The sequence below is a fragment of the Streptomyces sp. NPDC058231 genome, assembly GCF_042882275.1.
Lineage (GTDB): Bacteria > Actinomycetota > Actinomycetes > Streptomycetales > Streptomycetaceae > Streptomyces.
In genome coordinates this window covers 70,318-96,822 of record NZ_JBHVWN010000007.1, presented here as the reverse complement: position 1 = coordinate 96,822, position 26,505 = coordinate 70,318, and the positions used below count along the sequence as shown (strand labels likewise).

The following is a 26,505-nucleotide window of genomic DNA, read 5'->3' as shown; positions in this document are numbered from 1 at the left end:
CGGCGCTACTGCCCGAAGGAGTCCAGCACCCGTCGGAGCGCCCGTTCGAAGACCCCTTCCAGGTCGATCGGACCGGAGTCCTCGGCGAACCCCGCCGCCATCCTCGGGTACTTCCCGGTCGAGATCTGGCTGAGCAGATAACCGGTGCGGACGGCGTGTTCCTGCTCCTCGGACCAGGGCAGCGACCTGCTGCGCTCGGCCGTGGCGATCTCGTTGGCCACATAGGTGGTGATCACACCGTTGACCATGGCGATGAGTTCCATCTTCTCGCCGAACTTCGCCTGGACCCCGTCCAGACAGCTCAGCGCGTACTCGAGGTAGCGCAGGGCGTTCGGGCTGAAGCCGTAGACGGGTGACATCAGCCGGGGCACCCAGGTGTGGCGGTGCATCATCGCGCGGGTCTGGTGGGCGAGCCCGACGAGATCGCCGCGCCAGTCGCCGCTCGGCTCCGGGTAGTCGTACCCGGCGCTGACCGCGTCGAGCATCAGCTCGTTGAGGTCCTCCTTGCGGGGGACGTAGTTGTAGAGCGACATGGTGCCGCAGCCGAGCTCCGCCGCCACCTTCCGCATGGACACAGCGTCGAGCCCGTCCGCGTCGGCGATGCGCACGGCGGCGTCCGCGATGTCGGCGCGGCTGAATGCGGGCTTCGGGCCTCGGCCCGCACGCTCGGGGCGCGCCCAGATCACTTCGGGTACAGCGGGTCGCCCCACCATCGATCAATCACCTCGCTCACCATATTAGTTACGTACACCGTACGTAGTGCGGTACGGTGAGCTGCATGACAACTACGTACGCCGTACTTAGTGAAGGTCTGGAGAAACGCTACGGGGACGTCCACGCACTGCGCGGGCTCGATCTCGCCGTCGCCGAGGGCACCGTCTGCGGAGTCCTCGGGCCGAACGGCACGGGGAAGACCACCGCTGTCCGGGTACTCACCACGCTGACCTCCCCGGACGGCGGCAGCGCCAGGGTCGCCGGGCACGACGTGGTCCGCGGGGCGGCCGCCGTGCGCGCGGCGATCGGGGTGGCCGGGCAGAGCACCTCGGTCGACGGCGAGCTCTCCGGCCGGCAGAACCTCCGGCTCTTCGCCCGGCTGCTCGGGTACCGCGGCGAGGCCGTGCGCAGCCGCGCCGACGAACTCCTCGACCGCTTCGAACTGACCGGGGCCGCCGGCCGCCCGGCCCGCACCTACTCGGGCGGCATGCGCCGCCGTCTGGACCTGGCCGCGAGCCTGCTGACACGGCCGCAGGTGCTCTTCCTGGACGAGCCGACCACCGGACTCGACCCGCACAGCCGCAACCGGATCTGGGCGGCGGTCCGCGAACTGGCCGGACTCGGCACCACGGTCCTGCTCACCACGCAGTATCTGGAGGAGGCCGACCGGCTGGCCGACGACATCGTGCTGATCGACCGCGGCCGGGCCGCCCACCGGGGCTCCCCCGCCGAACTGAAGGCGCGCATCGGCTCGTACGCCGAGGTCGTCGTCGCCCACGCGTCGGCGGTGCTCCCGGCGGCAGCCGTACTGGACCGGCTCACCGGCGCCGAACCGGTGCTCGCGGCCGAGCGCCGCACGGTCGGCGTCGTCGCCACCGACACCACGCTCACCCTCCCCCGGATCGTCCGCGAGCTGGACGCGGCGGGCGTGCCGGTGATCGACGCGAGCCTGCGTCCGCCCACCCTCGACGAGGTCTTCCTCCGCCTGACCGGCCGCGGCGACAACCGCACCTCCCCACCCCCGAAGGAGACGGCAGCATGAGCAGCAGCACATCGGTGGGCGAGCACCACACCGCCGTGAACACGCCCTTCGCGGACGGCCTGGCCGTGCTGGGACGCCATCTGCAACGCATCAAGGCCTCTCCCGGGGTGCTGATCCTGACCCAGACCATGCCGATCACGATGCTGTTCTTCTTCGGGTACGTGTTCGGCAGCGCCCTGGCCGTACCGGGACAGGAGTACCGCGCCTTCCTGGTCCCGGGACTGCTCGCGGCGACCGCCGGCAACGGCATCATGACCGGGATGTTCTCGGCCGCACAGGACTGCGACCGCGGGGTGATGGACCGGTTCCGCACGCTGCCGATGAGCCGCTCCGCGGTGCCGTTCGGGCAGACCGCCGCCGACCTGCTGACCACGGCCGTCGGCATGGTTCCGCTGATGCTGGCCGGGCTCGCGGCGGGCTGGCGCATCGAAGGCGGTCCGATCGCCGCGCTCGGTGGGTTCGGGCTGCTGCTGCTCTTCCGGTTCGCGACGTCCTGGGTGGGGTGCTGGCTCGGACTGCTGATCCGCAACGAGGAGGCGGCGGGGCAACTGGGCAGCGCCACCTTCGTCCTGCCGCTGCTGTCCAACGCGTACATCCCGACCGGCAATCTGCCGGGCTGGCTCCGTACCGTCGAGGAGTGGAACCCGATCAGCGCCGCGGCCGCCGCCACCCGCGACCTGTTCGGCAACGCGGCACCGGCAGCGGACGCCGCGTGGCCGGTCGCCCACCCGGTGGCGGGCACACTCCTCTGGTGCGTGGCGCTGCTGGCGCTGTTCGTACCGCTGGCCGTGCGCCGTCACGCGCGCGGCGGCAGGTGACCCGGCCCCGGTCTCACGGCGTCAGCGCGCTCGGGCGGTCCAGGGCGCCGAGCAGACGGATGAAGCTCGACTCCAGGAAGGCGCACAGCTCCGTCGGCGCGTCCGCCTCACCGAGCGGCCAGTTGGTGATGGCTTCCTCGGCGAACGCCATCCAGGCCCGGCTGGCGAGCGAGAGCCGCGGTGAGTCCGGCATACCGAGCCTGCGCTGCCCCTCCGCGACCCGCCGGGCGAGGGTTTCCCGGGTCCGCTCGCCGACGTCCTCCGCCGCGGGGTGGCCCCCCGCGGCGCCGCGGACCAGGGCCAGATAGACCTTGCGGTGTTCCAGTACGTACGCCACGAAGCCGGCGATGAACGACCGCAGCCAGGGAACGGGCTCCAGCGCGGGGTCCGGCTCCGTGGCCGCCGCGAAACAGTCGCACTCCTGCCGCACCACGGCGCGGTAGAAGTCGCGCTTCGAGTCGAAGTAGTGGAACAGCAGGCCGCGGGAGATCCCCGCGCGCCGCGCCACCTCGTCGGTGGAGAGCTCGTCCAGTGACCGGTCGGCCAGCAGGTCGAGGCCGATGGCGACCAGCTGAGCCCTCCGTGCGTCGGGGCTGAGGCGCGCTGCTCGCTTGTCGGACATGCGCACAGTGTAGAAGTACTTCGGTGCCGAATTATTTCGGCTCCCGGCCGACCCATGAACCCGGACCTCGGCACCGGGCCACGGCGCCGCGGCCCGGTGCCCCGCCGCCTACTTGAGCGGTTTCAGTTCCGGCCCGAGCGAGGAGAACTTCTCGTGCGACACCACCCGCTTCGGCGGCCAGGTGATGTTCGCCGGCGGCCACTTCTGCCCGGTCCTCTTCAGGAACCAGGCCGGCGGCTCGTACATCGGGGGCTCATAGCCGTCGGGCAGCGCCGTCTTCCACACCACCCCCTTGGTGCGCTCCGTGAACTCGGCCTTGATCGCCGCGAGCCGCTCCGGCCGGGTGAGCAGATCGACCGCCGTCGCGGCCAGGTACTTCGCCGCCGCGATCAGTGCCGCCTCACCGGGCGCCGCGGCCGCGCACGCCGCCGTCGACCAGGTGTGCATCTTGGTGCCGATCGGGGCGAGCGCGGCGCCCATCGAGACCGTCGGCACGTTCCAGCTGATGTCCGCCACATCGGTCGAACCGCCGCCCATGAAGACCGGGTTGGGCGGGGTGAGAGCGCCGACCTCGTCGTGCATGCCGACGGCCGGAAGGCCCAGTGACTCCTGGAGCTCCTTCGCCAGCCGGTGCGCCTCGTCGGTGAAGCGCGGCGGACCGATCCGCGTCATGTTCGCGTGGAGGAGCTCGGCGAAGGACTTCGAAGGCAGCTGGTTCCAGCAGGCCGAGGTGATCCGGTGCCCGACCGTGGTCTGGCTGGCCTTCGCCGCCGCCTCGGAGACGGCGATCACCTTGTCGAGCAGCACCTGCACCCGGGCCGGGCTTCCCTCGCGCACGTAGTACGAGATCTCGGCGATCTCCGGGGTGACGTTGGGGATGTCGCCGCCGTTGTTGATCACCCAGTGGAGCCGTCCCGACGGGGCGAGGTTCTCCTCCCGCAGGAACTCCGACATCGTTGCCATCATCACGGCGGCGTCCAGCGCGCTCTTGTTGCCGAGCGGCGTTCCGCCGTGCCCGGCGACCCCGAGGAAGGTGAACGTCACCGCCGTCATCGCGGTGGTGGTGCCCCAGCCGGTGGCGTTGGCGGTGGAGGGGTGCCAGTCCAGGAAGGCGTCCAGACCGTCGTACACACCCTTGCTGACGGCGTACGTCTTGCCGATCAGTGCCTCCTCGGCCGTCGAGCCGAAGAACTTCACGGTGACGGGCAGCTGGTGCTTCTTCGCCGCCTGGGCGACGGCTGCCGCCGCAGCCGCGGCCGCCGTTCCCAGCGCACTGTGCCCGCAGCCGTGTCCGGGGCCGTAACCGGGGGCGAACGGGTCGTGGATGTATTCGCGCGGGTCGTGGTGGCCGACGCCCTTGTTCTGCGAGAGGCCGGGCAGCGCGTCGTACTCCCCGCTGAAGCCGAGGACCGGGCCGCCACTGCCGTAGCGGTACGTGGCGGTGAACGCGGTGGGGAAGCCCGCGGTGCCGAACTCGACGTCGAATCCCGCCTTCTCCAGGAAGCCGGCCTCGGCGAGCGAGGAGTTCCACTCGCGCAGGCTGAGCTCGGCGTGGTCCCAGATCTCGGCGTTGAGCCCGGTGATCCGGGCGCTGTTGGTGTCGATCCAGCCGATCGCCGCCTGTTTGGCCGGGCTGTCCTGCGCCAGCCCCTTCGGAGCCTCGTAGCCGTCGTCCGAGACGGCGTCGGCCGCCTCGGAGGCCGCGGCCATCGCCGGATCGGCGTCGGCCGTCATCACCGCCGTGGTCACCCCTGCCGCGCCGAGCAACTGCACGATCCGTCTGCGGCTGAGTACCGGTCCGGCTGCCATCGCTGCGTCGTGCGTGTGCTCATGCTGATCGTGCAGGTCACACATGTATACGCCTCCGGGGGTGAGGTGCCGTGTACTTGCCAAACGATCAGCACCATGGCCCTGGAAGTTTTCGACGTCAACATCTCGGGATGACAAAGTTGTTACGTACACGGTAGGTACGGTGCTCATGAAGACTCAGCCCCTCCCGCTCGACGGGATCACCGTCGTCGCCGTCGAACAGGCGGTCGCCGGCCCGTTCGCGACCCGGCAACTCGCCGATCTCGGCGCCCGCGTCATCAAGATCGAGCGCCCGGACGGCGGCGACTTCGCCCGTGGGTACGACACCGCGGCCCGCGGGCTCGCCTCCCACTTCGTCTGGTGCAATCGCGGCAAGGAGTCCCTGGCGGTCGACCTCAAGGATCCACGCGGTCTGGCCGTGGTACGCCGACTGGTCGCCGACGCCGACGTGTTCGTGCAGAACCTCGCCCAGGGGGCGGCCGCGCGGCTGGGGCTGGACGCCGCCACGCTCTGCGCCGCGCACCCGCGGCTGGTCGCCGTCGACATCTCCGGCTACGGCGCGCACGGACCCTACGCGCACAAACGGGCCTACGACATGCTCGTGCAGTGCGAGGCGGGGCTGGTGTCCGTCACCGGGACGCCGGACCGGCCGGTGAAGGCAGGGGTGCCCGCCGCCGATGTGGCTGCCGCGATGTACGCGTTCTCGGGGGTGCTCGCGGCGCTGCTGCGGCGGGCAGCCACCGGGCTCGGCGGCCCGGTGGAGATCTCGATGCTGGAGGCGTTGGCCGAGTGGATGGGGCATCCGCTGCACCACCGGATGCATGGGGGCGAAACCCCGGCGCGCACGGGGCTGGCGCATCCCGTCATCGCCCCCTACGACGCCTTCGGGACAGCGGACGGGGAACAGCTGCTGCTCTCCGTGCAGAACGACCGGGAGTGGCGTCGACTCGCCGAACAGGTGCTGGAGAAGCCGGAGTTGGCGGACGATCCGGAGTTCGCGACGAATACCGCACGGACCGCGAACCGGGAACGGACCGATGCCGTGGTGGCGGCCGCGATGGCCGCGCTGACCACCGAGGAGGCGGTGTCCCGACTGGACGCCGCGGACATCGCCTGCGCCCGGCTGAACACCGTGGCGGACGTGGCGGCGCATCCGCAGCTGGCCGCGCGGGACCGGTGGCGGGAGGTGGGGTCACCGGTCGGGCCACTGCGGGCCATGCTGCCGCCGATCACACTGCCGGGCGGACCGGAACCGCGGATGGGCGCCGTACCGGCGCTCGGCGAGCACACCGAGACACTGCTGCGGGCCGCGGGGATGACGGACGAGCAGACAGCGGAGCTGCGCCGGGACGGCGTGATCGCCTGAGCGGCCCGAGCGGCGGGCCGGATCGGTCAGGGGCCGGCGGTCGGGTCGGGGGCCGGATCGGTGGTGACGGGCCGTCGGCTCAGTGGCGGCCACCGAAGAGCGAGCGTCGCAGTCGCCGCAGCGGCGCGAAGAGCGAGACACGCGCGCTCCTGCTCCGGCGGGTGTGCGCGGCGTCACGCGAGGTGAGCTCGCGCATCAGCAACGTCGCCTCCGCCACCTCACGCTGCGGCACGGCGGGGCCGCCGAGCACTGCGAGATGGCGGTCCAGGCGCGTACTGGTCGCGCTGCTCCCGCATGTGATGGCAGGCACACGCGGCCTGCTGCGCACCGTTATCTGTTCCATGTCACTCCCCACCCGTACGAGGGCACCCGGCCCGGGCAGGTTAACCCTATCCCCCCACGATGACACTCGTGTATCCCGGTTGCCGGATTGAGCACACACATACGGAGGTTGACGACGGGCTCCATAATTCGCTCGATTCCAGGGCGAGTTGGACAGATCGGGACCGGATCACCCGCAGCGGCGGATTGCTGCGCAACGGGGTCTGGAACGGGCCTTTCTGAGCTAGCGTGGAGAGGTTTCCGCCGTGCTGCCGACACTCCAGCGGATATGGGGGATCACCGTGAGCGAAGTGCCGGGCGACGACCGACTGATCGCGGGCCGCTACCGCCTGTTGGGCCCGTTGGGCCAGGGTGGGATGGGGGTCGTGTGGCGGGCGCGCGACGAGCTACTGGGGCGCGAGGTCGCGGTGAAGGAGGTCCGCGCCCCGTCGGGGCTGCCGTCCTCCGACATCCAGCGGCTCTACGCGCGGTTGGAGCGGGAGGCCTGGGCGGCGGCCCGGGTCTCGCACCGCAACGTGGTCACCGTCTACGACGTGGCGACCGAGGACTCCCGTCCGTGGATCGTGATGGAGCTGATCCGCGGCCTCGCGCTCTCCGACGTGCTGGACGCCGAGGGGCCGATGGCCCCACGCAGGGCGGCGCACATCGGTGCCGAGGTACTGGCCGCACTGCGCAGCGCCCATGACGCCGGGGTGCTGCACCGCGATGTGAAGCCCGGCAACGTGCTGATCGCCAACGACGGGCGGGTGGTGCTGACGGACTTCGGCATCGCCATGGTCGAGGGAACCTCCGCACTCACCATGACGGGTGAGCTGATCGGCTCACCGGAGTTCCTCGCACCGGAGCGCGCGCTGGGGCGCACGCCTGGTCCGGAGTCGGATCTGTGGTCCCTTGGAGTGCTTCTGTACGCCGCCACCGAAGGCAATTCACCGTTCCGCCAGAACACCCCGCTGAACACGCTCCGGGCGGTGGTCGACGAGGAGCTGCCACCGCCGCGGCGGGCCGGCCCGCTCGCTCCGGTCGTCGAGGGCCTGCTCCGCAAGGATCCCGCCGAGCGGCTCTCCGCCGAGGAGGCCGGGCGTCAGCTGCGGATCGTCGCCGCGGGCGGGAGTCCGCAGCCCCCCGGCACCGGTACGCCGGATCCGTACGGTGCGACGATGACGGCCTCCACGGCGACACCCCGGACGCCGATGCCCGCGACGCCGTCGCCGCGCCCCACGGTTTCCTCTCCCTCCCCGGGGTACCCGACGGCCTCCGAGGAGCGGCCGCGTCGCGCGGTCGCGCTGCTCGCCGCGGGGGTGGTGGTGCTGGTGCTGGCGGTCGGCGGGATCGCCTGGACGCTTGGGCACAAGGGCGGTGGCGACGACCCGGAGGGCCTGAGCAGCGGCAGCGGCCAGGGTGCCACCAACAGCGCCCCGCCCTCGGCGCCCGCCACCCGGGGGACGTCGGCCACCGGCGGATCGCCGAGCAGCAGCGACGCCACGAACGGGGGCGGCACAGCGACCGACGGCGGCGCCGGCCACGGCAGTACGAGCAGGCCGCCGCAGACCGTGACGGTCTATCTCACCCCGGTGCGCGGCGATTACGAGGGCGGTTGCCCACCACCGCACGCCGAGGCACCGGCGGTCGAGGCGACGGTCACCCTGGGACGCACCCCGGCGGAGGTCGAGTACCGGTGGGTGCTGAAGGACGGGACGAGTTCCGACCCCGGCTGGCAGTCACTCTCCTTCGGCGCCGGCGACGGACTTTCGAAGAAGGTGCCGCACACGGAGCTGACGTACCGACAGGATGCGCCTTACCACGGGACGATCAGGCTGGAGGTCAGGAGTCCGGTCGCGGTCACGTCGAACGGGGTGGATTTCTCGGTGACCTGCCTGACGGAGACCCCGACGGGCGGGGCCTCCCCCTCGGCGGAGGACTGAGCCGGAGATACGCTCAGGTCAGACTGCCGAACTGAGGACGGGCAGGTAACCGCCCGACTGTCCGGCGGCGGTGGGGTGGTAGGACTCGCCGATGTCGAGCCAGTTCACACTGTGCAGCCAGGCGTTGGACGAGCAGATCTCGTGCCCGGTGAACTTCGTGGCGATGTCCCCGAAGCTGAAGCCGTGGTCGGCTGCACGCTTGGCGGTCGTCGCGTTGAGGTAGTCGGAGGCGCTGTTGATGGCGGCGCGTTCGGTCTCGCTCAGGCCGGCCAGGCAACTGCCGCTGAGCTGGTAGAAGCGGGGGTAACCGAGGACGACGACATGGGCGGACGGCGCCTTGGCACTGATCGCCGAGTACACCGAGTCGAGGTTGCCGGGCAAGGTGGTGCCGACATAGCTGCGGGCGGTGGCGATCCTGCTGAGGCAGGTGGACTCCGACTGGAGGACACAGGTGGTCATGACATCGGCGAAGCCCGCGTCGTTGCCGCCGATGGAGATCGAGACGAGGTCGGTCGAGGAGGAGAGCGAGGCGAGCTGTCCGGCCGTCACATCACCGGTACGGGCGCCCGAGCAGGCGTTGAAGGCGAACGAGGCCGGCGAGTTGGCGGCTGCCCAGAGGGCGGGGTATGCCTTGGAGCTGCGCTTGCAGTCGCCACTGGCACTGTCGTAGCTGCCGGACCCGACCCCCGAGGAGTACGAGTCGCCCAGGGCGACGTAGTCGACGGCCTGGAGGGACGTTGCGGCGTTCGCGGTCGCCGCCCCCGTCAACGCGAGTACGACACCTAACAGGAGCGAGGACGAGAACGCCACGAGTCTGGACATTTTCATGGAATCTCCCTTGGACCGGCCGGCAGGATCTCTGCCTACTCCGTGGTAGCAGCAGTCGCACCCAATCCGGAAGTGTCCATGCCAAGTCCGTATCGAGGTCTTCCCGGCCCGCATCCTGAGTGCGAGTCAGACCTGAATACGACATCAGGGCCATCGAGGGCAAAGCCGCCCGCGGGGTGACCCGGCGACAGGTACCCGGTCGCGCGCGGGGCCTGCCGGGTGCACCGCAGGGCCGCCGGGTCGGCGCGACGCCCGGCGCGGACCATCCGGACGGGTGACAGGAGGTGGCGAAACCTGGGTGCACGCTGTGCCGATGTGCCGGATCATGGGCGCCATGTCTGCCAACCCTGAGTCCGCTCTGCCGATCCGGCTCACCGTCGACGACAGCGATTCCCCGTCCGATGTCGTCGACGCGCTGTTCCTCGGCCGCTTCGCGACGGGCGAGCAGCCGTACTCGCACAGCTCCTCCCTCGACCGGGTGAAGTCCGGGGCGACACTGCTGCCGCCGGGCTCCAAGGTGCTGCGCGCCGCCCGCGACGACGACCGCAGCGCCACACTCGCCGAGGGCGACGGCTGGACCCTGCTCATCTCCCGGTGGAACCGCGGCGCCGACGTCACGGTCACCGCGACCAGTCCGGAGCTGGCGCAGAAGGTCCTCGACCAGGCGACGGACGGCGCCCAGGACGAGCCGGAACCGCAGCCCGAGAACGTCACGATGGGCTTCTGGTACGTCTCCCCGCGCCGCGGTCCGCACCGCACCACCCGTCAGATCGCCGCAGGCACCTGGGACGAGGTGCGCGGCAACTACACGGCGCCGGTGGCCGATGCCATGGACCGGCTGATGAAGGTGACACCCGAGGACATCGCGGGCCGGCTGCTCCTGCTGCACGGGCCACCCGGTACCGGCAAGACGTCCGCGCTGCGCACCCTGGCCCGGTCCTGGCGGGACTGGTGCCAGGTGGACTGCGTCCTCGATCCGGAGCGGCTCTTCAACGACGTCGGCTATCTGATGGACATCGCGATCGGCGAGGACGACGGCACCTCGAAGGGCCGCTGGCGGCTGCTGCTGCTGGAGGACTGCGACGAGCTGATCCGCGGCGAGGCCAAGCACACGGCGGGCCAGGCGCTGTCGCGGTTGCTGAACCTCACCGACGGGCTGCTGGGCCAGGGCCGCAATGTCCTGGTCGGGGTGACGACCAACGAGGACCTGGAACGGCTCCACCCGGCGGTGGTCAGGCCCGGCCGCTGCCTGGCCCGGATCGAGGTGGGCCCGCTGACCCGCCGCGAGGCGGTGGCCTGGCTGGGCACGGAGGACGGACTCGGGCGGGACGTCGGCCGGGAGGGCACGACGCTGGCCGAACTGTACGCGCTGCGCCGCGGCAGCGGTCCTGCCTCGGTGCCGAAGCAGGACTCGGGGGCGGACGCGGGGCTCTACCTCTGACGGGTCGCCCTCCGTCACGGTACGGGCCCGGCCGCTGACACGCGGGGCCCTGTCCGCCGTGGGCATCGGGTGCCCCGGAACACCCGTCGGGCCGTGCCGGCGCCCGGGGAACCTTCCGGGTCCGCCCGGGGGCCTCGGGAGGCGAACGGCCGCCGGAACGGCCGCGGTCAGCCCTCGTACGCCGCCCGCACCGCGTCCTGCGCCAGCGATGCCGCCTGCGCCCGGGACACCCCGAGCCGTCTGGCCTGCTCCGCGTACTCCCGCGCCGCCTCGGCCGCCTTGCGGTCCGCCGCGTCACCCGAGGCGGCGATGAACGTGCCGTTCCGTCCACGGGTCTCGATCACCCCGTCGGCCTCCAGTACCCGGTACGCCTTGGCGACGGTGTTCGCGGCGAGGCCGAGCTCCTCGGCGAAGCCTCGTACGGTCGGTAGCCGGTGGCCCACGGGCAGCGCACCGGAACGGGCCAGTTCGGAGATCTGCGTGCGCAGTTGCTCGTAGGGAGCGGCACCGGAGTGCGGATCGAGAGCGATCTTCAAAGTCACGGGCCGATTCTCCCCCACCACCGGAAATCCGGAGGCGACCGGGCCGGTCCTCCGCGTAACGTCCGGCGCATGACTGTGAGGGTTCGCGATTTCCTTCCCGCCGACGCAGCGGCCTGGGTACGCGTGCGGCGAGCCGCTCTGCCGTACATGGTGACGACTCCGGAGGTGATCGCCTTCGACCTGGCCAACGCCCATCCCGACAAGCGGTACCGGCTGCTGGTCGCCGAGGAGGACGGAGAGATCCTCGGCACCGCGCAGGTCGGCATCGCCCATGACACACCGGAACCCGGCCAGGGTTTCTGCAATCCGTACACGCATCCGCAGCGGGTGGGACGCGGGGCGGGCTCCCTGCTGGTGCGCACGGCCGAGGAGTATCTCGCCCGGGTCGGAGCCGTCTCCGTCCACACCTGGGTGCTCGACGAACCGGCGAACCGGGCCTTCGCCGAGAAGCGCGGCTACACGCCGAGCCGCCCGGCCCACTTCCTCCGTCTGGACCTCGCTCGCGGCTCCCTGCCGCCCCGTCAGGAACTGCCGCCCGGTGTGGAGCTGCGCACCGCCGCCGACTTCGCCGACGACCCGCGGCCGCTGTTCGAGGCGGACGCGGAGAGCACGGCGGACGAGCCGAGCGACACCCCGGCGGAGCTCACGGACTACGAGGACTGGCTGCGGACCACCTGGAACAGTCCCGGCCTGGACCGGGAGCTCACCTCGGTGGCGGTGGTGGACGGTGAGGTGGCCGCGTTCAGCGTGGCCGAGACGGACGGGCTGACGCGCTACTGGTCGGGGATGACCGGTACCCGCAGGGCGTACCGCAACCGTGGTCTGGCCAAGCTGGCCAAGAGCGACTCCCTGCGCCGCGCCCGTGCGGCCGGCTACACGGACGCGTACACCGGCAACGACGCCGGCAACGGGCCGATGCTGGCGATCAACTCATGGTTCGGATACGAGATCTGCGCCACGGAGGTACGCCATGTCCGCAGGATCGGTTGAGATCGTCCTCGTCAAGTCGGGCCGGACGAAGATCCGTTACCCGGCGGACGTCGTACGCGACGACGGCACCCGGGTGACGGTCACGGCTCCGTGGGCTGCCCCCGGCGTGCGCGACTTCGGCTTCGTACGGTTCGAACCCGGTGACGTCCTCACCGAGCACTACTGGCGTGACCGGTGGTTCGCGGTGAAGGAGGTCCGCACCGGAGCGGGGGCACTGAAAGGCTGGTACTGCGACATCACCCGGCCCGCGGTGCTGAGCAGCGGGACGCTGGTGGTCGAGGACCTGGATCTCGATCTGTGGGTGTCTGCGGACGGCACCTCCGTACTGCGCCTGGACGAGGACGAGTTCGAGGAGAGCGGCCTGGCCGCGTCCGATCCGGCGGCGGCCGACGCCGCCCGCCGGGCGCTGGACGAGCTGGAACAGGTGGCCCTCGCGGGCGGACTCGGGGAGCTGCTGGCGCCGTCGGGTCCGCCCGGCACAGTGCACTGAGACCGACCGGCAATGGGTGACGCCGCCCTCCCATCGCCGGCCGGTCTAACGCACCACCAGCTCCACCTCGTACCCGGCCGCGTCCTCCAGATACGCGGCGCAGTACCCCTCACCGCCCGCGTACGGATGGCGGTCCGGGAACAGCAGCCGCCAGCCGTGCTCGGGCGCCCGCTCCACCAGGCCGTCCAGCGTGGCCCGGTCCCGGACGTGGAACGCCAGGTGGTTCAGGCCGGGGCGGAGCCGGTCGTGCGGTCCCGGGAGCAGGGCCGTCGACTGTTCGATCACCAGATAGCTGTCGCCGCGCCGCCAGCTGCGGCCGCGTTCCCAGCGCTGGTACGGAACATGGCCCAGCTCGCCGAGGAGCCAGCCCCACCCCGGCTCGGCCGCCGCCAGGTCGGGCACCCACAGCTCGATGTGGTGCACTCCGCCGGTGCCGGAGCCGCCGGACGGCAGCGGGACCGCGCGGCGTACGGCGTGCCGCTGGTAGGCCACGGTGTCGCCGTCCTCGTGCCAGTGGATCAGGAAACGCTCCCCGGCCCGGTAGCCCTCGAGCCCCGCACGGCAGTACGCGACGATGTCGTCGGGGAGGGCGTCCAGCGGGAACCAGGCGAGCTCCGAGCACTTTTCCGGTTCACGGTTGTACGGCGGGCGCGCCGGGTCGTACTCCGCCTCGAAGAACCAGCCGGTCCGGGGGGAGCCGCCCGGCCCACGGTGCTGCATGACCAGCGCGACCCGCAGCTCGTCCGGGTCGAGTGCGACACCGATCTCCTCGGCGGCCTCACGGATCATCGCCTCACGGACGTCCTCTCCGTCCTCCACATGCCCGGACGGGCCGTTGAACAGGCCGTCCGCGTACCCCGTGCCGGCGCGGCGGGCGAGCAGCACATCGGGGCCACGGCGCAGGATCAGGTGCACGTCGACGACCTCGGTGTGGCGGTGGGGCGGTTCGGCACGGGCCACCAGCGCGTAGCGGTCGTCGGCCACCGGCTTGCCCCACAGGTCCGGGTCGTCGGAGAGCCGCTCGTGGTGGATGCGTTCGGTGAACGGGGCGAGCAGCGCGGTCAGCCGCCCGGCGGAGAGACCCACCCCGCCCCACACCCCCTCGATCAGCAGCAGCCGCCCGCCGGGCCGCAGCAGTCCGAACCAGTGGCGCAGGGCAGCCGCGGGATCGGGCAGCAGCCACACCACATGGCGGACCATGACCACATCGAACTGCTGTTTTCCGACGGGTGGCCGTGCCGCGTCCCCGACCAGTACCTCGGTGCCTGTTCCGGCGAGTTTGGCCCGCGCCTGCTCGACCATGCGCGGCGACCGGTCCACTGCGGTGACCCGGTGCCCCTGCCCGGCGACGAGCAGGGCCAGACTTCCGGTGCCGCACCCCAGGTCGAGCACTTCGGAGCGGGCGCCGGGCAGCCAGCTCTCCAGTCTCCGCGCCCATGCGTGCCGTACCACCGGATCGAGCAGTCCGTGGTCGGGTTCTTCGTCGAAGGAGTCGGCGGCGGAGTCCCAGTCGATCGTCGTCATGCGCCGATCGTCCCAGCCCCTCACGGTCCCGGTCGACGGCCGTCCCACCGGCCACCCCACGTCGTTCCGGAGCAAGGCGCCCTGCCTGTCGATTTGCTGCTTCCCGTGACCGGCAGGACGTACGTATCGCGGCTCGACGGCCGGGAGATGCCCAACACGGACTCCGTCTTCCAGCAGTTCTACGACGGACTGAAGCTGCCGGATTACTTCGGGTGGAACTGGGATGCCCTCTTCGACTGTCTGCGCGACCTGAAGTGGCTGCCCGCGGACCACTACGTACTGATCGTCGAGGCCGCGGATGAGGCACTGTCAGGCGATGCCGCCGGACGGCGGGTGCTCTTCAAGACCCTTCTGCGGGCAGGACAGCGATGGTCCTCCACACAGCGCCCCCGAGGGCACCGACATGAGCAGGCTCGTTGTCGTCATGTCCTGCGACGCAGCATCCGTTTCGAGCCTGCAGGCACAGCTGCGATTGTGCTGGGAAGAGACGGGAGCGCGACCCACGTCGGTCAACGCCGAACCTCAGCAGCTAGAACGGCCGGATTGACGACTGAACGAACCCACTGACGATTCGAGATCAACGATTGGTGAGCGCGGTCGGCACGGGTGCATCAAGGTGCTGCAACAACGCAGCAAGCTTGTGATCCAGCTCAAGTCCTACCTTGGTGATTTGAGGTGTATTGAAGCTGCCAAATCGGGTGCTGGGTTGGTCGACGGTGAACCACGTGGCAGCGTCAGCATCTTCCACAATGGCTGTGCGTAGGGGGGCGTAGAGCAGAATGGCTGGGTTGTAGCGGTACATTTTTTGCGCCATGCCGTGATTACCCATGAGGTACTCGACACAACGGCCCCGGTCTCCGGCAAGACGCATCAGCGACGTGAAGTCGTGGGACCAGTAGAGAATCCAGTCATGTGGGGCATTCTCTGCGGTGGCATCGAGAACGCTCTGCCAGTCGGCACCCTTCTCGACGAGGGCGGCAAACCGTTCACTCTGGAAGACGGGAACTGCTCGCTCGTAGCGATTCCTGAATTCGTCGAACGAGTCGTCAACCTGAACCGTCAGCCGATCGACCTGGTGCGAGATCGTTTCAATCCTGCCATTCGATGATTGAGCCACGGTTCTCTCACGTTCTGTCTCGAGCGCCTATCGGTGATCCAGTCGCGTCCCCCGCAAAAGATTGCCTTCTAATTTTTCCCGAAGACCGTGGCAAGTGCACGGTCGACTTCCTCCTGCGTGTCCGCCTCGAAGTACGCCCGCCAGCCGTCCCAGTTCGGGACCTGGCCATCCATGCCCCAACTCAGATCAGGGATCACGTATACATGCACCCATGGTCCTCGGGCGGGCAGCAGACCTTCCCCGCTGACGGAACGGACTGCAGCCGTCACCTTTTCTAGAACCAGTTTAGTATCTTCCGGTGTCGGCAGAAGTTTCTGGGGAGCGATTACATCGATCTGCCACTTCGCAGACGGATCACCAAGGGTATGCGGGTTGTACCAGTTATCGAGATCGAATTCGTAGTACTGAACCCACGATGTCTGCTGATGGCGTGCCGTGTTTCGGAGTTTCTCGACGTCCGCTACAGCGGCGATCAATTTATCACCGAGTTCACGCTTTTGTTCTACGCTCAGTTTATCTTTCATCACGTGAACGCGCACGAAAACCATATCCGCCTCCCATTTCGCCCTTCACCCCTCCTTCCACTCTACGATCGTTCCCGGCCTAGGCAACTCGCGGAGTGGCGGCAGGGCTTGACGGGTGTCCTCGCCGCAATCCCCCACAGATGGCGTTTCGGGTGCTTCAGTTCTTTGGAGCAATGACTCGTTGATCCACACGGCTCGAAGCCCTCGTTTCAAGACCATCCGGACTCCGCTGAGGGCCGACAGGGTGAGGTGAGCCGCGATGGTCACCCGGTGCCTAGCTGTTCTGTCCACGGAGGTTGCCCACCGGTGGACTTTCCTGAGCCCCCTCTTAGCCGCTCCTTAAGCTCCCCATAACGATCGCCGGGTGCCCCTTCTCGCAGCCGATTCCGGGCCGGCGAGCAGCTAGCTTCTCCGTACCCCGCAGTGGAATCGAAGGAGTACGTCACCATGACCGTGTTCAGGACCGCCCGTCGCAGGGCTGCCGTATTCGTCGCGCTCGGCGCGGCGCCGCTGGCTCTGACCGGCCTCTCCGCGACGCCCGCCGCGGCGCACGGATCGATGACGGATCCGGTCAGCCGGGTCTCCGCCTGTTACGCCGAGGGGCCAGAGAATCCGAAGTCGGCGGCGTGTGCGGCCGCGGTCGCGGCAGGCGGGACCCAGGCCCTGTACGACTGGAACGGCATCAATATCGCCAATGCGGCAGGCAATCACCGGCAGTTGATCCCGGACGGCAAGCTGTGCAGCGCCGGCAACGACAAATTCAAGGGGCTCGACCTGCCCCGCGCCGACTGGCCTTCGACGCAGATGAAGGCCGGTACCCACACCTTCCACTTCCGGGCCACCGCACCCCACAAGGGCTCCTTCGAGCTGTATCTCACCAACTCCGGCTACGACCCGGCGAAGCCGCTGAAGTGGTCGGATCTGGAGACGAAGCCCTTCGCCACGGCCACCGACCCGAATCTGGTGGACGGCTCGTACGTGTTCGGCGGCACCGTTCCGGAGCGGACCGGGCGGCAATTGATCTACACCATCTGGCAGCGCTCGGACTCCCCCGAGGCGTTCTACGCCTGTTCCGACGTGGTCTTCGGCGGCGCGGCCGCCGACAGCGGTTCGGACGGCGCGGCCCCGGCGCCTGCCGCGTCCGCGCCGTCCGAGCAGGAGATCGCCGAAGGCGCGTCCAAGTCGTCCGTGGAGCACGCCGGCCATGGTGACGACGACGCCCGTACGGGGGCGAAGGTCACCAAGGCGGCTCCGGCCACCGGTTCGCAGGCGGGTACCTCCGAGGCGACTGCTTCCGAGGCGAACGCGCCCGAGCCGGACAGCGCCGCCGGTCCCGCCCCGGTCGGCCAGAGCCTCGCCGAGACGGGTGGCGACAGCAGTACCCGGTTCCTCACGATCGGCGGTGCGGCCGCACTCGCGGTGGGCGCGGCCGCACTGTTCGCCTCCGTCCGCCGCCGGGCCGCGGTCGCGGCCCGGCACGAACGCTGAGCGACCGGATAGCGGGGGCTTTCGTTCGGATCGGGCTGAATCACAGGGGAGCGGGGTCCGGTTCGTGCAGCTGCACGGCGGAGGAAGGAGCCGACGCGGAGCGTCGGTGACCGACCGCAACGCAGCAGATGTGCGTACCGGACCCCGCGAGCCCGGCCAGATCCGAACGAGAGGCCCTATCCGAGCACCGACGCGCAGGTGGTCGGGGTGGCGTGCGCCGGGTCCAGGGCGTTCGCCACCTCGTGGTAAGCGATGAGGTCCGTGGTCCCGATCGCCACATGCTCGGACAGGTCGACCGGGCACAGGTCCTGGAGCAGGACGTTGTGCACGTCCGGCCCGCTCAGGTACTGCGTGCGGTACGGGGTCACGACCTCGTCGTACCTGGTCGCGATCACGGTGTAGTGAACACCTGGCACGGTGTCAGCGCCCGCGTTCAGCTTGGTGATGAAGGGGGATCCGGCCACCTGGTCGGCGAGACCGGGCGTGTGGGTGTTCAGCAGGTCCGCAGCGCCCGGGAAGTACGGCAGCAGATTCGTCAGCCCGAGCAGGGTGGTGCCGTGGTTGTCGGGGGCGAGCCCGATCATGGCGTTCACCTTGGCACCGCCGCCGAGGTACTTCAGGTAGTAGTTGGGCATCATGCCGCCCTGGGAGTGGCCGACGATGTCGGCCTTGGGTGCTCCGGTGGCGGCGAGCACCTGGTCGACGAAGGTGGCGAGCTGGCCGGCCGACTTGTCGATCGGACCGAGGCCGTTGAAGAGCGGCACCCCGGGCAGCTGCCCGTAGTCGAGCGAGTAGACGCAGTAGCCCCGGCCGACCAGGTACGGCGCGAGGACGAGCCAGTTGTCGACCGAGTTCCCAAAGGTTCCGTGGACCAGGACGACGGGGCGGGGATGGGCTGCTGAGGGTTTGCAGGAGTAGTCGTTCCAGCCACGGGAGGTGGCTGTGGCAGCGGCGGGGGTGGCGGCGGTGGCGGTCGCCGTGGGGGCGGCGAGCGCTGCGACGGCGAGGAGCAGTGCGGCGAGGGTTCTCCGCGCACGTGGGGTGCGCGGCGCACGTGTCCAGGGCAGCATCGTGTGGTCTCCTTGCGGCTCAAGGGAGTTGCGATGTCAATGCGCCCTGCGGCCCGGACCACAAGTTGTGTACCGACGTTCTGTACCGACGTTCTGTACCGACGTTCCGTACCGGCTTCCGGTACAGCGCTTTTATGCGCTCATGCCAAATTACGCGCGAGTAAGGTGACGGGGGAAGTTACGCGTCGGTAAAAAAAATGACGCGGCATCACGGTAGATCATCCATGGCCTGGTATAGGGACACGTCAGGCGGCGAGTCGGCCCGGCATCACGGCCTGCGGCCCGAATCTCGCCCGCAGCCGGTCCGCCACCGCCTCGATCCGCCTCGCCCGCTCGTCCACCGGGTCGAACGAAAGCTGATGAGCAGCCCGTTCACGGTCCGTCAGCCCCTCGGCGCGCAGCCCGATCCCCCGCACCCGGGCCCGCTGCAGCCCGAACGAGTCATGGATGCGGTACGCGAGCTCGGTGAGTGCCGCGGAGTGAGCGGTGGGCTCCCGGAGCGTACGGCTGCGGGTCAGCGTCGAATAGCCCGTCCGGTCGGCGTAGCGCACGGAGACCGCGAGCGCCCGGCACACCTGCCCGTCCCCGCGCATCCGGGCTCCCAGCTCCTCGGTGAGCGACATGAGCGCGCGACGCTGCCGTTCCGGGTCCAGTTCGTCGCGCGGGAAGGAACGCTCGGCGGCGACCGACCGGGCGGCGGCGTTCGGCAGGACCGTCGTACGGTCGATGCCGTGCGCCCGCTCCCACAGTTCGCGCCCGGTCCGTACACCGGCGATCCGTTGCAGGGTGGCGAGGGGGGCCGCCGCGATCCGGCCGACGGAGTCGAGCCCGTATCCGCAGAGGGTGCGGGCGGTCGCCGCCCCGACACCGTCCAGCGCGACGGCCGGCTTGTCCGCGAGAAACCCGGCTCCGCCGCCGCCGGGCACCACGAACGTCGTCCCGGGCACGGCCTGCCGCGCCGCCATCCGGGCCAGCATGGGGTTCTCGGCGGCGCCGATCGCACAGTCCACTCCGTGCAGGGCGAGCGCACGGACCCGGATCAGCGCCGCCAGACCTGCCACGTCCTGCCCGAAGTAGCCCAGCGCACCGCGCACATCGGCGAGCGCCGCGTCCGGCGGCGCCCCCTCGACGACCGGGGTGAACGCACCGAGGAGGGCGAGCAGCCCGGCGTGACCGGCGCTGTCCGGCAGCCCGCCGCCGACCTTGCGGAACCGCAGACACAGAATCACCGGCACCTCACGCACGGCGCTCACCCCGCACTCCCCGGGGACTGGTGCCAGAGCTTCCTTCCGGTGGCCACACCCTCGCCGGGCGGCTGGAGGTCGGCCCAGGGGTTCATCTCGTACCCGGTCGGCATCTGGATGCGCCGCCCGCCGCCGGCCACCGGGTGACCCGGGGACTCCTCCTGCCCGGCGTCCTCGGCCGGGACCTCGGCCAGCCGGGCGGAGACCGCGTCGAGTCCGCCGGCGCGCCGCAGTTCGGCCAGTTCCGCCAGGTTCCAGGCGGCCTCGCCGACCACACTGAGGCTCCGCGGGCCGCGCCGCTGCACCACACCGCGCACCAGCAGCAGCCAGGAGTGGAAGACGGTGTGCGCGCAGGCGGCGTGGCTGTCGTCGAAGAAGGCCAGGTCGACCAGGCCCGTACCGTCGTCCAGGGTGGTGAAGATGACCCGGCGGCCGGACCGGACCGGCGGGGTCTGGGTGGCCGCCTTGGCGCCCGCGACCAGCACCGCCTCCCCGTGCCGCGCCTCCCGCAGCCGCTTGGCGGAGACCGCGCCGAGTTCCGCCAGGAACGCGTGGTGATCACCCATCAGATGGCGGGAGACATCCATGCTCAGGACACCGAGCTCGGCACTGAGGCGTTCCGCGTCATTGAGATCGGGCAGACCGACGGAACCGGTCCTGTGTCCCTCACCGAGCGGGAGCTGCGTGCCGCCCGAGCCGGACCTGGCGCCGGTCCCCCGCTGGGCACGGTGGAGCTCGGAGAGATGCAGCAGCAGGTCACGGCGGTTGGCGCCGAAGGCATCCAACGCCCCTACCTGGGCCAGCCGTTCGGCGGCGGGTCTGCCCGGCCGGGCCCGCTGCCAGAAGTCCAGCAGTGAGGCATAGGGCTGCCCGGCCTCGATCCGGGCGACCTCGGCCTCACTGATGCCGTGGACGTCCGAGAGCGCCAGCCGCAGCCCCCACACCCCGGAACCATCCTTATCATCGGACACCAGTTCGATCCGATGGGTGGCCGCCGACCGGTTCACATCCAGCGGCAGCACTGGCACCCCGCGCCGCCGCGCGTCCGCGAGGAGCAGTCGCTTCGGATACATCCCGGGGTCGTGGGTGAGCAGACCGGCGTAGAAGGCCGCCGGGTGGTGCGCCTTGAGCCACGCCGACTGGTACGTCGGTACGGCGAAGGCGACCGCGTGCGCCTTACAGAAACCGTACGAGCCGAACGCCTCGACGATCTCCCAGGTCCGGGCGATCACTTCGGCGCCGTAGCCCTTCGCCGCCGCCTGCCGCGCGAACCACACCTTGATCCGGCCCTGCGCATCGGGGTCGGAGAGCCCGCGCCGCACCCGGTCCGCCTCGTCCCGGCCGCAGCCGGTCATGATGTCGACCATCTCGATGATCTGCTCATGGAAGACCACCACTCCGTAGGTCTCACGCAGCGGCCCTTCCAGGTCGGGGTGCGGGTAGCGGACGGGCGCCCGGCCGTGCCGGGCCTCGATGAACGGCCGCACCATGTCGGCGGCGACCGGCCCCGGCCGGAACAGCGAGATGTCGACCACCAGATCGTGGAACGTGGCGGGCTGCAGCCTGCCGACCAGATCGCGCTGGCCTGGCGACTCGATCTGGAAGCAGCCCAGCGTCTCGGCGGTCCTGATCAGCCGGTACGTCTCCGGGTCGCCCGGCGCCACGGCGTCCAGGTCGAGCTCCTGGCCGGAGGCCCGTTTCAGCTCGGTGACCGCGTGCGCCATCGCCGACTGCATCCGCACGCCCAGCACATCGAGCTTGAGCAGCCCGAGGTCCTCCACGTCCTCCTTGTCGAACTGCGCCATCGGGAAGCCCTCACCGCTGGTGGGCACGACGGGCGTACGGCGCAGCAGCGAGGCGTCCGAGAGGAGGACCCCGCACGGGTGCATGGCGATGCCGCGCGGCAGGGCGTCCAGCGCCTCCACCAGCTCCCAGAGCCGCCCGTACTTCTCCTTCTCCCGTGCCATCTCGCGCAGTTCGGGCAGCTCCTCCATGGCCACCCGGGCATCACGGGCCCGGATGTGCGGGAACGCCTTGGCGAGCCGGTCGGTCTCGGCCGGGTTCATGGAGAGCGCGGCGCCGACGTCCCGGATGGCGTGCCGGACCCGGTAGGTCTCGGGCATGGCGACGGTCGCGACCCGTTCGGCGCCGAAGCGCCCGATGATCGTGCGGTAGACGTCGAGCCGGCGGGCGGACTCGACGTCGATGTCGATGTCGGGCAGCACGAAGCGGCGCTTGGAGAGGAAGCGCTCCATCAGCAGTCCGTGCTCGACCGGGTCGGCGTGGGCGATGCCCAGGAGATGGTTGACCAGGGAGCCCGCACCGGAGCCACGGGCGGCCACCCGGACCTTCATCCCCCTTACGTCGTCCACCACCTGAGCGACCGTCAGAAAATATGTGGCGAAGCCGTGGTAACCGATGATGTCCAGCTCGTGGTGCATCCGCTCCCAGTAGTCGCGCCTGTGGTCGTAGCCACGCAGCACCATCCCGGCGGCGGCGCGGGAGGCCAGCACCCGTTGGGCGGCACGCCGGCCGGCGCCGACGAGGTGCGGCTCGGGGAAGTGGACGGTGCCGAGACCGAGGTCACCCTCGGGGTCCACGACACAGGCGTCGGCGGTGTGCCGGGTCTCCGCGAGAAGCCGCGCTCCGGCGCCTGGGCCGAGGCCGGCGGCAGCGGTGATCCGCTCGGCGGCCTCCCCCATCGTCCGAGCGTCCTTGAGCCAGCGCTCACCGCTGTCGAGCGGGGCGCGCCGCGGGTCGACGGGGACGAGCCTGCGGGCGGCGTCCAGCACATCGGCGACCGGGCCCTGTCCGGGGTCGGCGTACCGGACCGCGTTGGTCAGCACGGCCCGTACCCCTTGTTCGGCGGCGAAGCCGACGGTACGGGCGGCGAGCCGCAGCGACCCGGGTCCGGTGCCCTCGCGGCCGTGATGCACGGCTTCGAGGCGCAGCCCGTCGCCGTAGATCTCCCGCCAGGGCGCGAGCAGCGCGGCGGCCCGGTCGGGGCGCCCGGCGGCCAGTGCCCTGCCGACCTCGGAGGCCGGGCCGAGCAGCACGGTGAGCCCTTCGGCGGGCAGCGCGGACCGGTCGGTCAGGGGCTGCCCGGCACCGGTCCGCAGGTCGCCGGTCCCGGCATGCGCGGCGGTGACGAGGCGGCACAGCTCCGCCCAGCCACGTGCGCCGTCGCGGGCGAGGAAGGTGACCCGGGGCGCCGACTCGTCGACGAAGGCGCCACCTCGGACCGGGGTCCGCAGCCGGTGCGTACGCCCGTCCCCTCCCGTACGCTCCACCGCGCCCCGCACCGGGAGCTCCACCCCGAAGAGCGGCCGCACCCCGGCCCTGTCGCACGCCTTGGCGAAGCGGACCGCGCCCGCGAGGGTGTCGCGGTCGGTCAGCGCGAGAGCATCCATCCCCCGCTCCGCGGCGCGCTCCGCCAGCCGCTCCGGGTGCGAGGCCCCATAGCGCAGGGAGTACCCGGAAGCGGTGTGCAGATGCGTGAACCCGGGCACCCGCGCCTCCTGAACCGATCCGTACTCGCCACCCCCTCGCTCTCCACCATAGACCAAGTTTCGAACATGCGTACGATACTCATGCCGCAGGCCACCACCCGGTCGGCGGGACATCGCGATCCGGTGCAGGCCGAGCGGGGCAACAAGCCCTCATCGACACCCTCGGTCGACGAACCGGCGTCGTCACCGCCTCCGTCGCGGCACACGCACAGGTGACCACCGAACAGAATCACGGTCGGCGCCGAAAAGGATCTTGAACAGTGAGAGCCCGCAGGGTTCTCCGGGGCTTTATCCGCCTGATGCAGTCGATCCCTGGAACGACGTTCGAATCCGATGCGCACACCGGAGGAGCGCGACTCGTGGTTCCCGGCTCTGGACGACGTGCGGGCACCACTCGGGCCGCAATCAGAGCTCCGGAAACCGCCCGGCCCCTGCCGATCTGCGGGGATACGAGTTCCCGGAACCGGTTTCCCTGGAATGGAGCCGATTCGAGGTGGGCAAGCGGGCCCGGGATTCACAGCCGCCTCGATCCCACGATGAAGGACGCATGCGATTTCCGGGGGAGGCCGCACTCCGTCGTATGCACAAACAACGTCGAAGCCCGGTCGCCGGCCGGCCCCGGAAAGGGGACGGCCGGCGAACGGGCTTCGACGTGCCTCGCGGAACCGACCGGTCAGCCGATCTCCGCCCCGAACGCCGCCAGCGCCTCCGGCACCGGCTGGAAGAAGGTCTCTCCGCCCGAGGAGCAGTCGCCGCTGCCGCCGGAGGTCAGGCCGATCGCGGTGTCGCCCGCGAAGAGCGAGCCGCCGCTGTCTCCCGGCTCGGCGCAGACCGTCGTCTGGATGAGCCCGCTCACGATGTCGCCGTTGCCGTAGTTCACCGTGGCGTCGAGGCCGGTGACCTGGCCGTCGTGCACCTGAGTGGTGGAACCGCTACGGGTCACCGTCATGCCGACGGTCGCCTCGCCCGCCTTGGTGATCGGCTGGGTGGAGCCGTTGTAGAGATCGACCTCGCTGGGGTGCGCCGTGCCGGAGGTGTACTTCACCAGTCCGAAGTCGTTGCCCGGGAACTCGGAGCCCGCGTTCGTGCCGATCTCGGCGCCGCCCTGCGAGTCCGACCAGCTGCTGATCGCCTCGGTGCAGTGCCCCGCGGTCAGGAAGTACGGTTCGCCGTCCTTGACCACGTTGAAGCCGAGCGAACAGCGTCCGCCGTCACCCCAGATCGCGTCGCCGCCCGCGATGAGCGGCTTGAACTCCCCTGCGGACTTCTTGAGCCGGGCCTTTCCGCCCAGCCCCTCGACGACCGCACTGAGCCTGTCCCAGGCCGCGCCCTTGACCGTACGGTCGGCGGTGACGACCACCTTGTTGCTGACCGGGTCGACCGCCCAGGAGGTGCCCCGGATCGTGGCCTTGCTGGTGAGGGTCTGCCGGGCCGCCTTCAGTTCGGCGAGCGAGTTCGCCACGACTCTGGCCTGGCCGCCGGCCTGCCGCACCTGTTCGGCGGCACTCCGGTCGATCACGTTGACCACCAGATTCTTCGACTTGGCGTCGTAGTACGCGCCGGCCGCGTCGCCGCCCAGGTCCTTGCCGAGAATGGTGGAGAGCTTTCCGGCCGCGTTCGCCGTCAGGGTTCGCGCGGTGAACTGCGGTACGTCGTCACTGGCGTTCGCACTCTGGAACGTGACTCCCGCTGCGACCAAGGCGACAACGGTCGCTCCTGCCATCACCGCGGGCTTCCTGGATATACGTCGGTGCTGCAACTTCGACCTCCTGTGGGGCCGCACAAAGACAGTGGGGTGCCGATGTACGGAGGATGGAGCCGCCCACTATTCCGACCGGGCAGATAGCACACAAGGTCGACTTCAGGACGCACACACGACATCACCGTTTCACCTCGCGCCGTTCACTTACCCGCGGTCACACCATGCCGGTTTCGCTTGCGAACACCGCGCCAACTAACCGGTCGGCAATGGGTAAGGACTGGACCTGTCCGGTACTCGTCGTTGATTTACCTCAATTGCCATTCCGTACAAGGACTTTGATGGGTCATCATCGAAACGGTGGAAAAAGTCGGGCACTCGGTGTCCGCACGGAGTGGAGGAGGCGCGGAGTGCGCAATCGGGTGCGCGCGACGGACGGGCGGCATCTGATGGTGGAGCGTCTGGGAGATCCACGAGGCAGACCGGTCTTCCTGCTCCACGGGATGCCTGGCAGTCGGCTCGGTCCGGCCCCGCGCGGCATGGTGCTGTACCAGCGCAAGACGCAACTCATCACTTACGACCGGCCTGGCTACGGTGGCTCCGACCGACACGCGGGCCGCTGCGTGGCGGACGTCGCGGAGGATGTGCGTGCGATCGCGGACTCGCTCGGGCTGGAACGGTTCGCCGTGGTGGGACGTTCCGGTGGGGCCCCACACGCCCTGGCCTGCGCCGCGCTGATGCCGGACCGGGTCACCCGTACCGCCGCTCTGGTCGGGCTCGCCCCCTGGGACGCGGACGGACTGGACTGGTTCGACGGGATGACCGCCTCGAATGTGCTGGCCTACTCCACGGCGGTGGCCGACCCGGACGAGCTCGCGAAGTCCTTCATCTCCCGGTCAGCGGTGATCAGGCAGGATCCGGTCAAGCTCCTCGACGATCTGCGCCGGGAACTGACCGACTCCGACCGCGTCGTCGTCAACGACGCGGGTATCCGTTCGATGTTGCTGCGCAACTACCGTGAGGGGCTGCGTACTTCGGCGTACGGATGGATCGACGACGCGATCGCACTCTGTACCCCATGGGGCTTCGACCCGGCGGACATCACCGGATCCGTGATGCTGTGGCACGGCGAGAAGGACGTGTTCTCACCGGTCGGGCACTCGCGCTGGCTGGCCGGACGGATCCCGGGCGCCACCGCGGTGCTCGAACCGACGGCGGCGCACTTCGATGCGCTGGCTGTGCTCCCTCTCGTCCTCAATTGGCTTTTGGAGGAACGGGCCGCAGCCATCCCGACGGGCTGATCGGGGTGGGGGGGGCCGCGGCGGGGGGGACCCCCACCCAGCAGCCTAGGTTGGAGTAGATCCCCGGGCAGGTCTGGGGGGAGGGCGGACAGGGAGTCACGGT

Annotated in this window: 23 protein-coding genes; 10 read left to right on the top strand and 13 right to left on the bottom strand. The window is 70.2% G+C overall.

Going from position 1 to position 26,505, the window contains the following annotated elements:
* Positions 1-5: 5 nt before the first annotated feature.
* Positions 6-713, bottom strand: coding sequence for a TetR/AcrR family transcriptional regulator (locus tag ACFVXE_RS07335; protein ID WP_389670028.1), 708 nt, complete (start codon positions 711-713; stop codon positions 6-8).
* A 65-nt stretch (positions 714-778) separates the two neighbouring features.
* Here ACFVXE_RS07335 and ACFVXE_RS07330 point away from each other — a divergent pair, with 65 nt between their 5' ends.
* Positions 779-1,756, top strand: a complete 978-nt coding sequence (locus ACFVXE_RS07330; RefSeq protein ID WP_389670027.1) for an ATP-binding cassette domain-containing protein — start codon at positions 779-781, stop codon at positions 1,754-1,756.
* Positions 1,753-2,574, top strand: a complete 822-nt coding sequence (locus ACFVXE_RS07325) for an ABC transporter permease (protein WP_389670026.1) — start codon at positions 1,753-1,755, stop codon at positions 2,572-2,574. The genes ACFVXE_RS07330 and ACFVXE_RS07325 overlap by 4 nt, the downstream gene beginning before the upstream one ends.
* Before the next feature lie 13 nt (positions 2,575-2,587).
* Here the strand turns inward: ACFVXE_RS07325 and ACFVXE_RS07320 are convergent, their stop codons facing one another.
* The gene (locus tag ACFVXE_RS07320) at positions 2,588-3,196 is read right to left on the bottom strand and encodes a TetR/AcrR family transcriptional regulator (RefSeq protein ID WP_389670025.1); all 609 of its coding nucleotides are present in this window, start codon (positions 3,194-3,196) and stop codon (positions 2,588-2,590) included.
* 108 nt (positions 3,197-3,304) lie between these two features.
* Positions 3,305-5,005 carry an amidohydrolase gene (locus ACFVXE_RS07315; protein ID WP_389670024.1) on the bottom strand — a complete coding sequence of 567 codons (1,701 nt, stop codon included), beginning with the start codon at positions 5,003-5,005 and terminating at the stop codon, positions 3,305-3,307.
* Positions 5,006-5,174: 169 nt separating this feature from the next.
* Between ACFVXE_RS07315 and ACFVXE_RS07310 the strand changes: the two genes are divergently transcribed.
* A complete protein-coding gene (locus tag ACFVXE_RS07310; protein WP_389670023.1) occupies positions 5,175-6,371 on the top strand; it encodes a CaiB/BaiF CoA transferase family protein in 1,197 nt (398 codons plus the stop codon).
* Positions 6,372-6,450: 79 nt separating this feature from the next.
* Here ACFVXE_RS07310 and ACFVXE_RS07305 read toward each other — a convergent pair whose 3' ends face one another.
* Positions 6,451-6,714: a hypothetical protein gene (locus ACFVXE_RS07305; RefSeq protein WP_389670022.1), complete on the bottom strand. Its 264-nt coding sequence runs from the start codon at positions 6,712-6,714 to the stop codon at positions 6,451-6,453.
* Between the two features lie 244 nt (positions 6,715-6,958).
* Here ACFVXE_RS07305 and ACFVXE_RS07300 point away from each other — a divergent pair, with 244 nt between their 5' ends.
* On the top strand, positions 6,959-8,635 hold the full coding sequence (locus tag ACFVXE_RS07300; protein WP_389670021.1) for a protein kinase: 1,677 nt from the start codon (positions 6,959-6,961) through the stop codon (positions 8,633-8,635).
* A gap of 18 nt (positions 8,636-8,653) precedes the next feature.
* Here the strand turns inward: ACFVXE_RS07300 and ACFVXE_RS07295 are convergent, their stop codons facing one another.
* A complete protein-coding gene (locus ACFVXE_RS07295) occupies positions 8,654-9,463 on the bottom strand; it encodes an SGNH/GDSL hydrolase family protein (RefSeq protein WP_389670020.1) in 810 nt (269 codons plus the stop codon).
* Between the two features lie 334 nt (positions 9,464-9,797).
* On the opposite strand from ACFVXE_RS07295, the gene ACFVXE_RS07290 reads away from it, so the two are divergent.
* Entirely contained in the window at positions 9,798-10,904 is a 1,107-nt protein-coding gene (locus tag ACFVXE_RS07290) for a DUF5925 domain-containing protein (protein ID WP_389670019.1), read from the top strand.
* Positions 10,905-11,071: 167 nt separating this feature from the next.
* Here the strand turns inward: ACFVXE_RS07290 and ACFVXE_RS07285 are convergent, their stop codons facing one another.
* Positions 11,072-11,446, bottom strand: a complete 375-nt coding sequence (locus ACFVXE_RS07285; RefSeq protein WP_389670018.1) for a GntR family transcriptional regulator — start codon at positions 11,444-11,446, stop codon at positions 11,072-11,074.
* Positions 11,447-11,515: 69 nt separating this feature from the next.
* Here ACFVXE_RS07285 and ACFVXE_RS07280 point away from each other — a divergent pair, with 69 nt between their 5' ends.
* Positions 11,516-12,436, top strand: a complete 921-nt coding sequence (locus tag ACFVXE_RS07280; protein WP_389670017.1) for a GNAT family N-acetyltransferase — start codon at positions 11,516-11,518, stop codon at positions 12,434-12,436.
* Positions 12,417-12,926, top strand: a complete 510-nt coding sequence (locus ACFVXE_RS07275) for a DUF402 domain-containing protein (protein WP_389670016.1) — start codon at positions 12,417-12,419, stop codon at positions 12,924-12,926. Before ACFVXE_RS07280 ends, ACFVXE_RS07275 begins: the two co-directional genes overlap by 20 nt.
* Positions 12,927-12,971: 45 nt before the next feature.
* On the opposite strand, the gene ACFVXE_RS07270 is transcribed toward ACFVXE_RS07275, so the two are convergent.
* The gene (locus ACFVXE_RS07270) at positions 12,972-14,450 is read right to left on the bottom strand and encodes a trifunctional class I SAM-dependent methyltransferase/NUDIX hydrolase/VOC family protein (protein WP_389670015.1); all 1,479 of its coding nucleotides are present in this window, start codon (positions 14,448-14,450) and stop codon (positions 12,972-12,974) included.
* 105 nt (positions 14,451-14,555) lie between these two features.
* Here ACFVXE_RS07270 and ACFVXE_RS07265 point away from each other — a divergent pair, with 105 nt between their 5' ends.
* Complete coding sequence (locus ACFVXE_RS07265) at positions 14,556-15,017, top strand: barstar family protein (protein ID WP_389670014.1); 462 nt, start codon at positions 14,556-14,558, stop codon at positions 15,015-15,017.
* A gap of 10 nt (positions 15,018-15,027) precedes the next feature.
* Here the strand turns inward: ACFVXE_RS07265 and ACFVXE_RS07260 are convergent, their stop codons facing one another.
* Together ACFVXE_RS07260 and ACFVXE_RS07255 are read right to left on the bottom strand one after the other, a co-directional pair.
* A complete protein-coding gene (locus ACFVXE_RS07260) occupies positions 15,028-15,567 on the bottom strand; it encodes a hypothetical protein (protein ID WP_389670013.1) in 540 nt (179 codons plus the stop codon).
* Between the two features lie 68 nt (positions 15,568-15,635).
* Complete coding sequence (locus tag ACFVXE_RS07255; protein ID WP_389670012.1) at positions 15,636-16,115, bottom strand: 4-oxalocrotonate tautomerase family protein; 480 nt, start codon at positions 16,113-16,115, stop codon at positions 15,636-15,638.
* A gap of 423 nt (positions 16,116-16,538) precedes the next feature.
* On the opposite strand from ACFVXE_RS07255, the gene ACFVXE_RS07250 reads away from it, so the two are divergent.
* Positions 16,539-17,579 carry a lytic polysaccharide monooxygenase gene (locus tag ACFVXE_RS07250; RefSeq protein WP_389670011.1) on the top strand — a complete coding sequence of 347 codons (1,041 nt, stop codon included), beginning with the start codon at positions 16,539-16,541 and terminating at the stop codon, positions 17,577-17,579.
* A gap of 176 nt (positions 17,580-17,755) precedes the next feature.
* Here the strand turns inward: ACFVXE_RS07250 and ACFVXE_RS07245 are convergent, their stop codons facing one another.
* The 4 genes from ACFVXE_RS07245 to ACFVXE_RS07230 form a co-directional block, all read right to left on the bottom strand.
* Complete coding sequence (locus tag ACFVXE_RS07245; RefSeq protein ID WP_389670010.1) at positions 17,756-18,649, bottom strand: esterase/lipase family protein; 894 nt, start codon at positions 18,647-18,649, stop codon at positions 17,756-17,758.
* A gap of 245 nt (positions 18,650-18,894) precedes the next feature.
* The gene (locus ACFVXE_RS07240) at positions 18,895-19,902 is read right to left on the bottom strand and encodes a hypothetical protein (RefSeq protein ID WP_389670009.1); all 1,008 of its coding nucleotides are present in this window, start codon (positions 19,900-19,902) and stop codon (positions 18,895-18,897) included.
* The gene (locus ACFVXE_RS07235) at positions 19,899-23,402 is read right to left on the bottom strand and encodes a DNA polymerase III subunit alpha (RefSeq protein ID WP_389670008.1); all 3,504 of its coding nucleotides are present in this window, start codon (positions 23,400-23,402) and stop codon (positions 19,899-19,901) included. The genes ACFVXE_RS07240 and ACFVXE_RS07235 overlap by 4 nt, the downstream gene beginning before the upstream one ends.
* A gap of 673 nt (positions 23,403-24,075) precedes the next feature.
* Positions 24,076-25,161 carry a S1 family peptidase gene (locus tag ACFVXE_RS07230; protein ID WP_389670007.1) on the bottom strand — a complete coding sequence of 362 codons (1,086 nt, stop codon included), beginning with the start codon at positions 25,159-25,161 and terminating at the stop codon, positions 24,076-24,078.
* 350 nt (positions 25,162-25,511) lie between these two features.
* Here ACFVXE_RS07230 and ACFVXE_RS07225 point away from each other — a divergent pair, with 350 nt between their 5' ends.
* Entirely contained in the window at positions 25,512-26,402 is an 891-nt protein-coding gene (locus ACFVXE_RS07225; protein ID WP_389670006.1) for an alpha/beta fold hydrolase, read from the top strand.
* Positions 26,403-26,505: the final 103 nt, after the last annotated feature.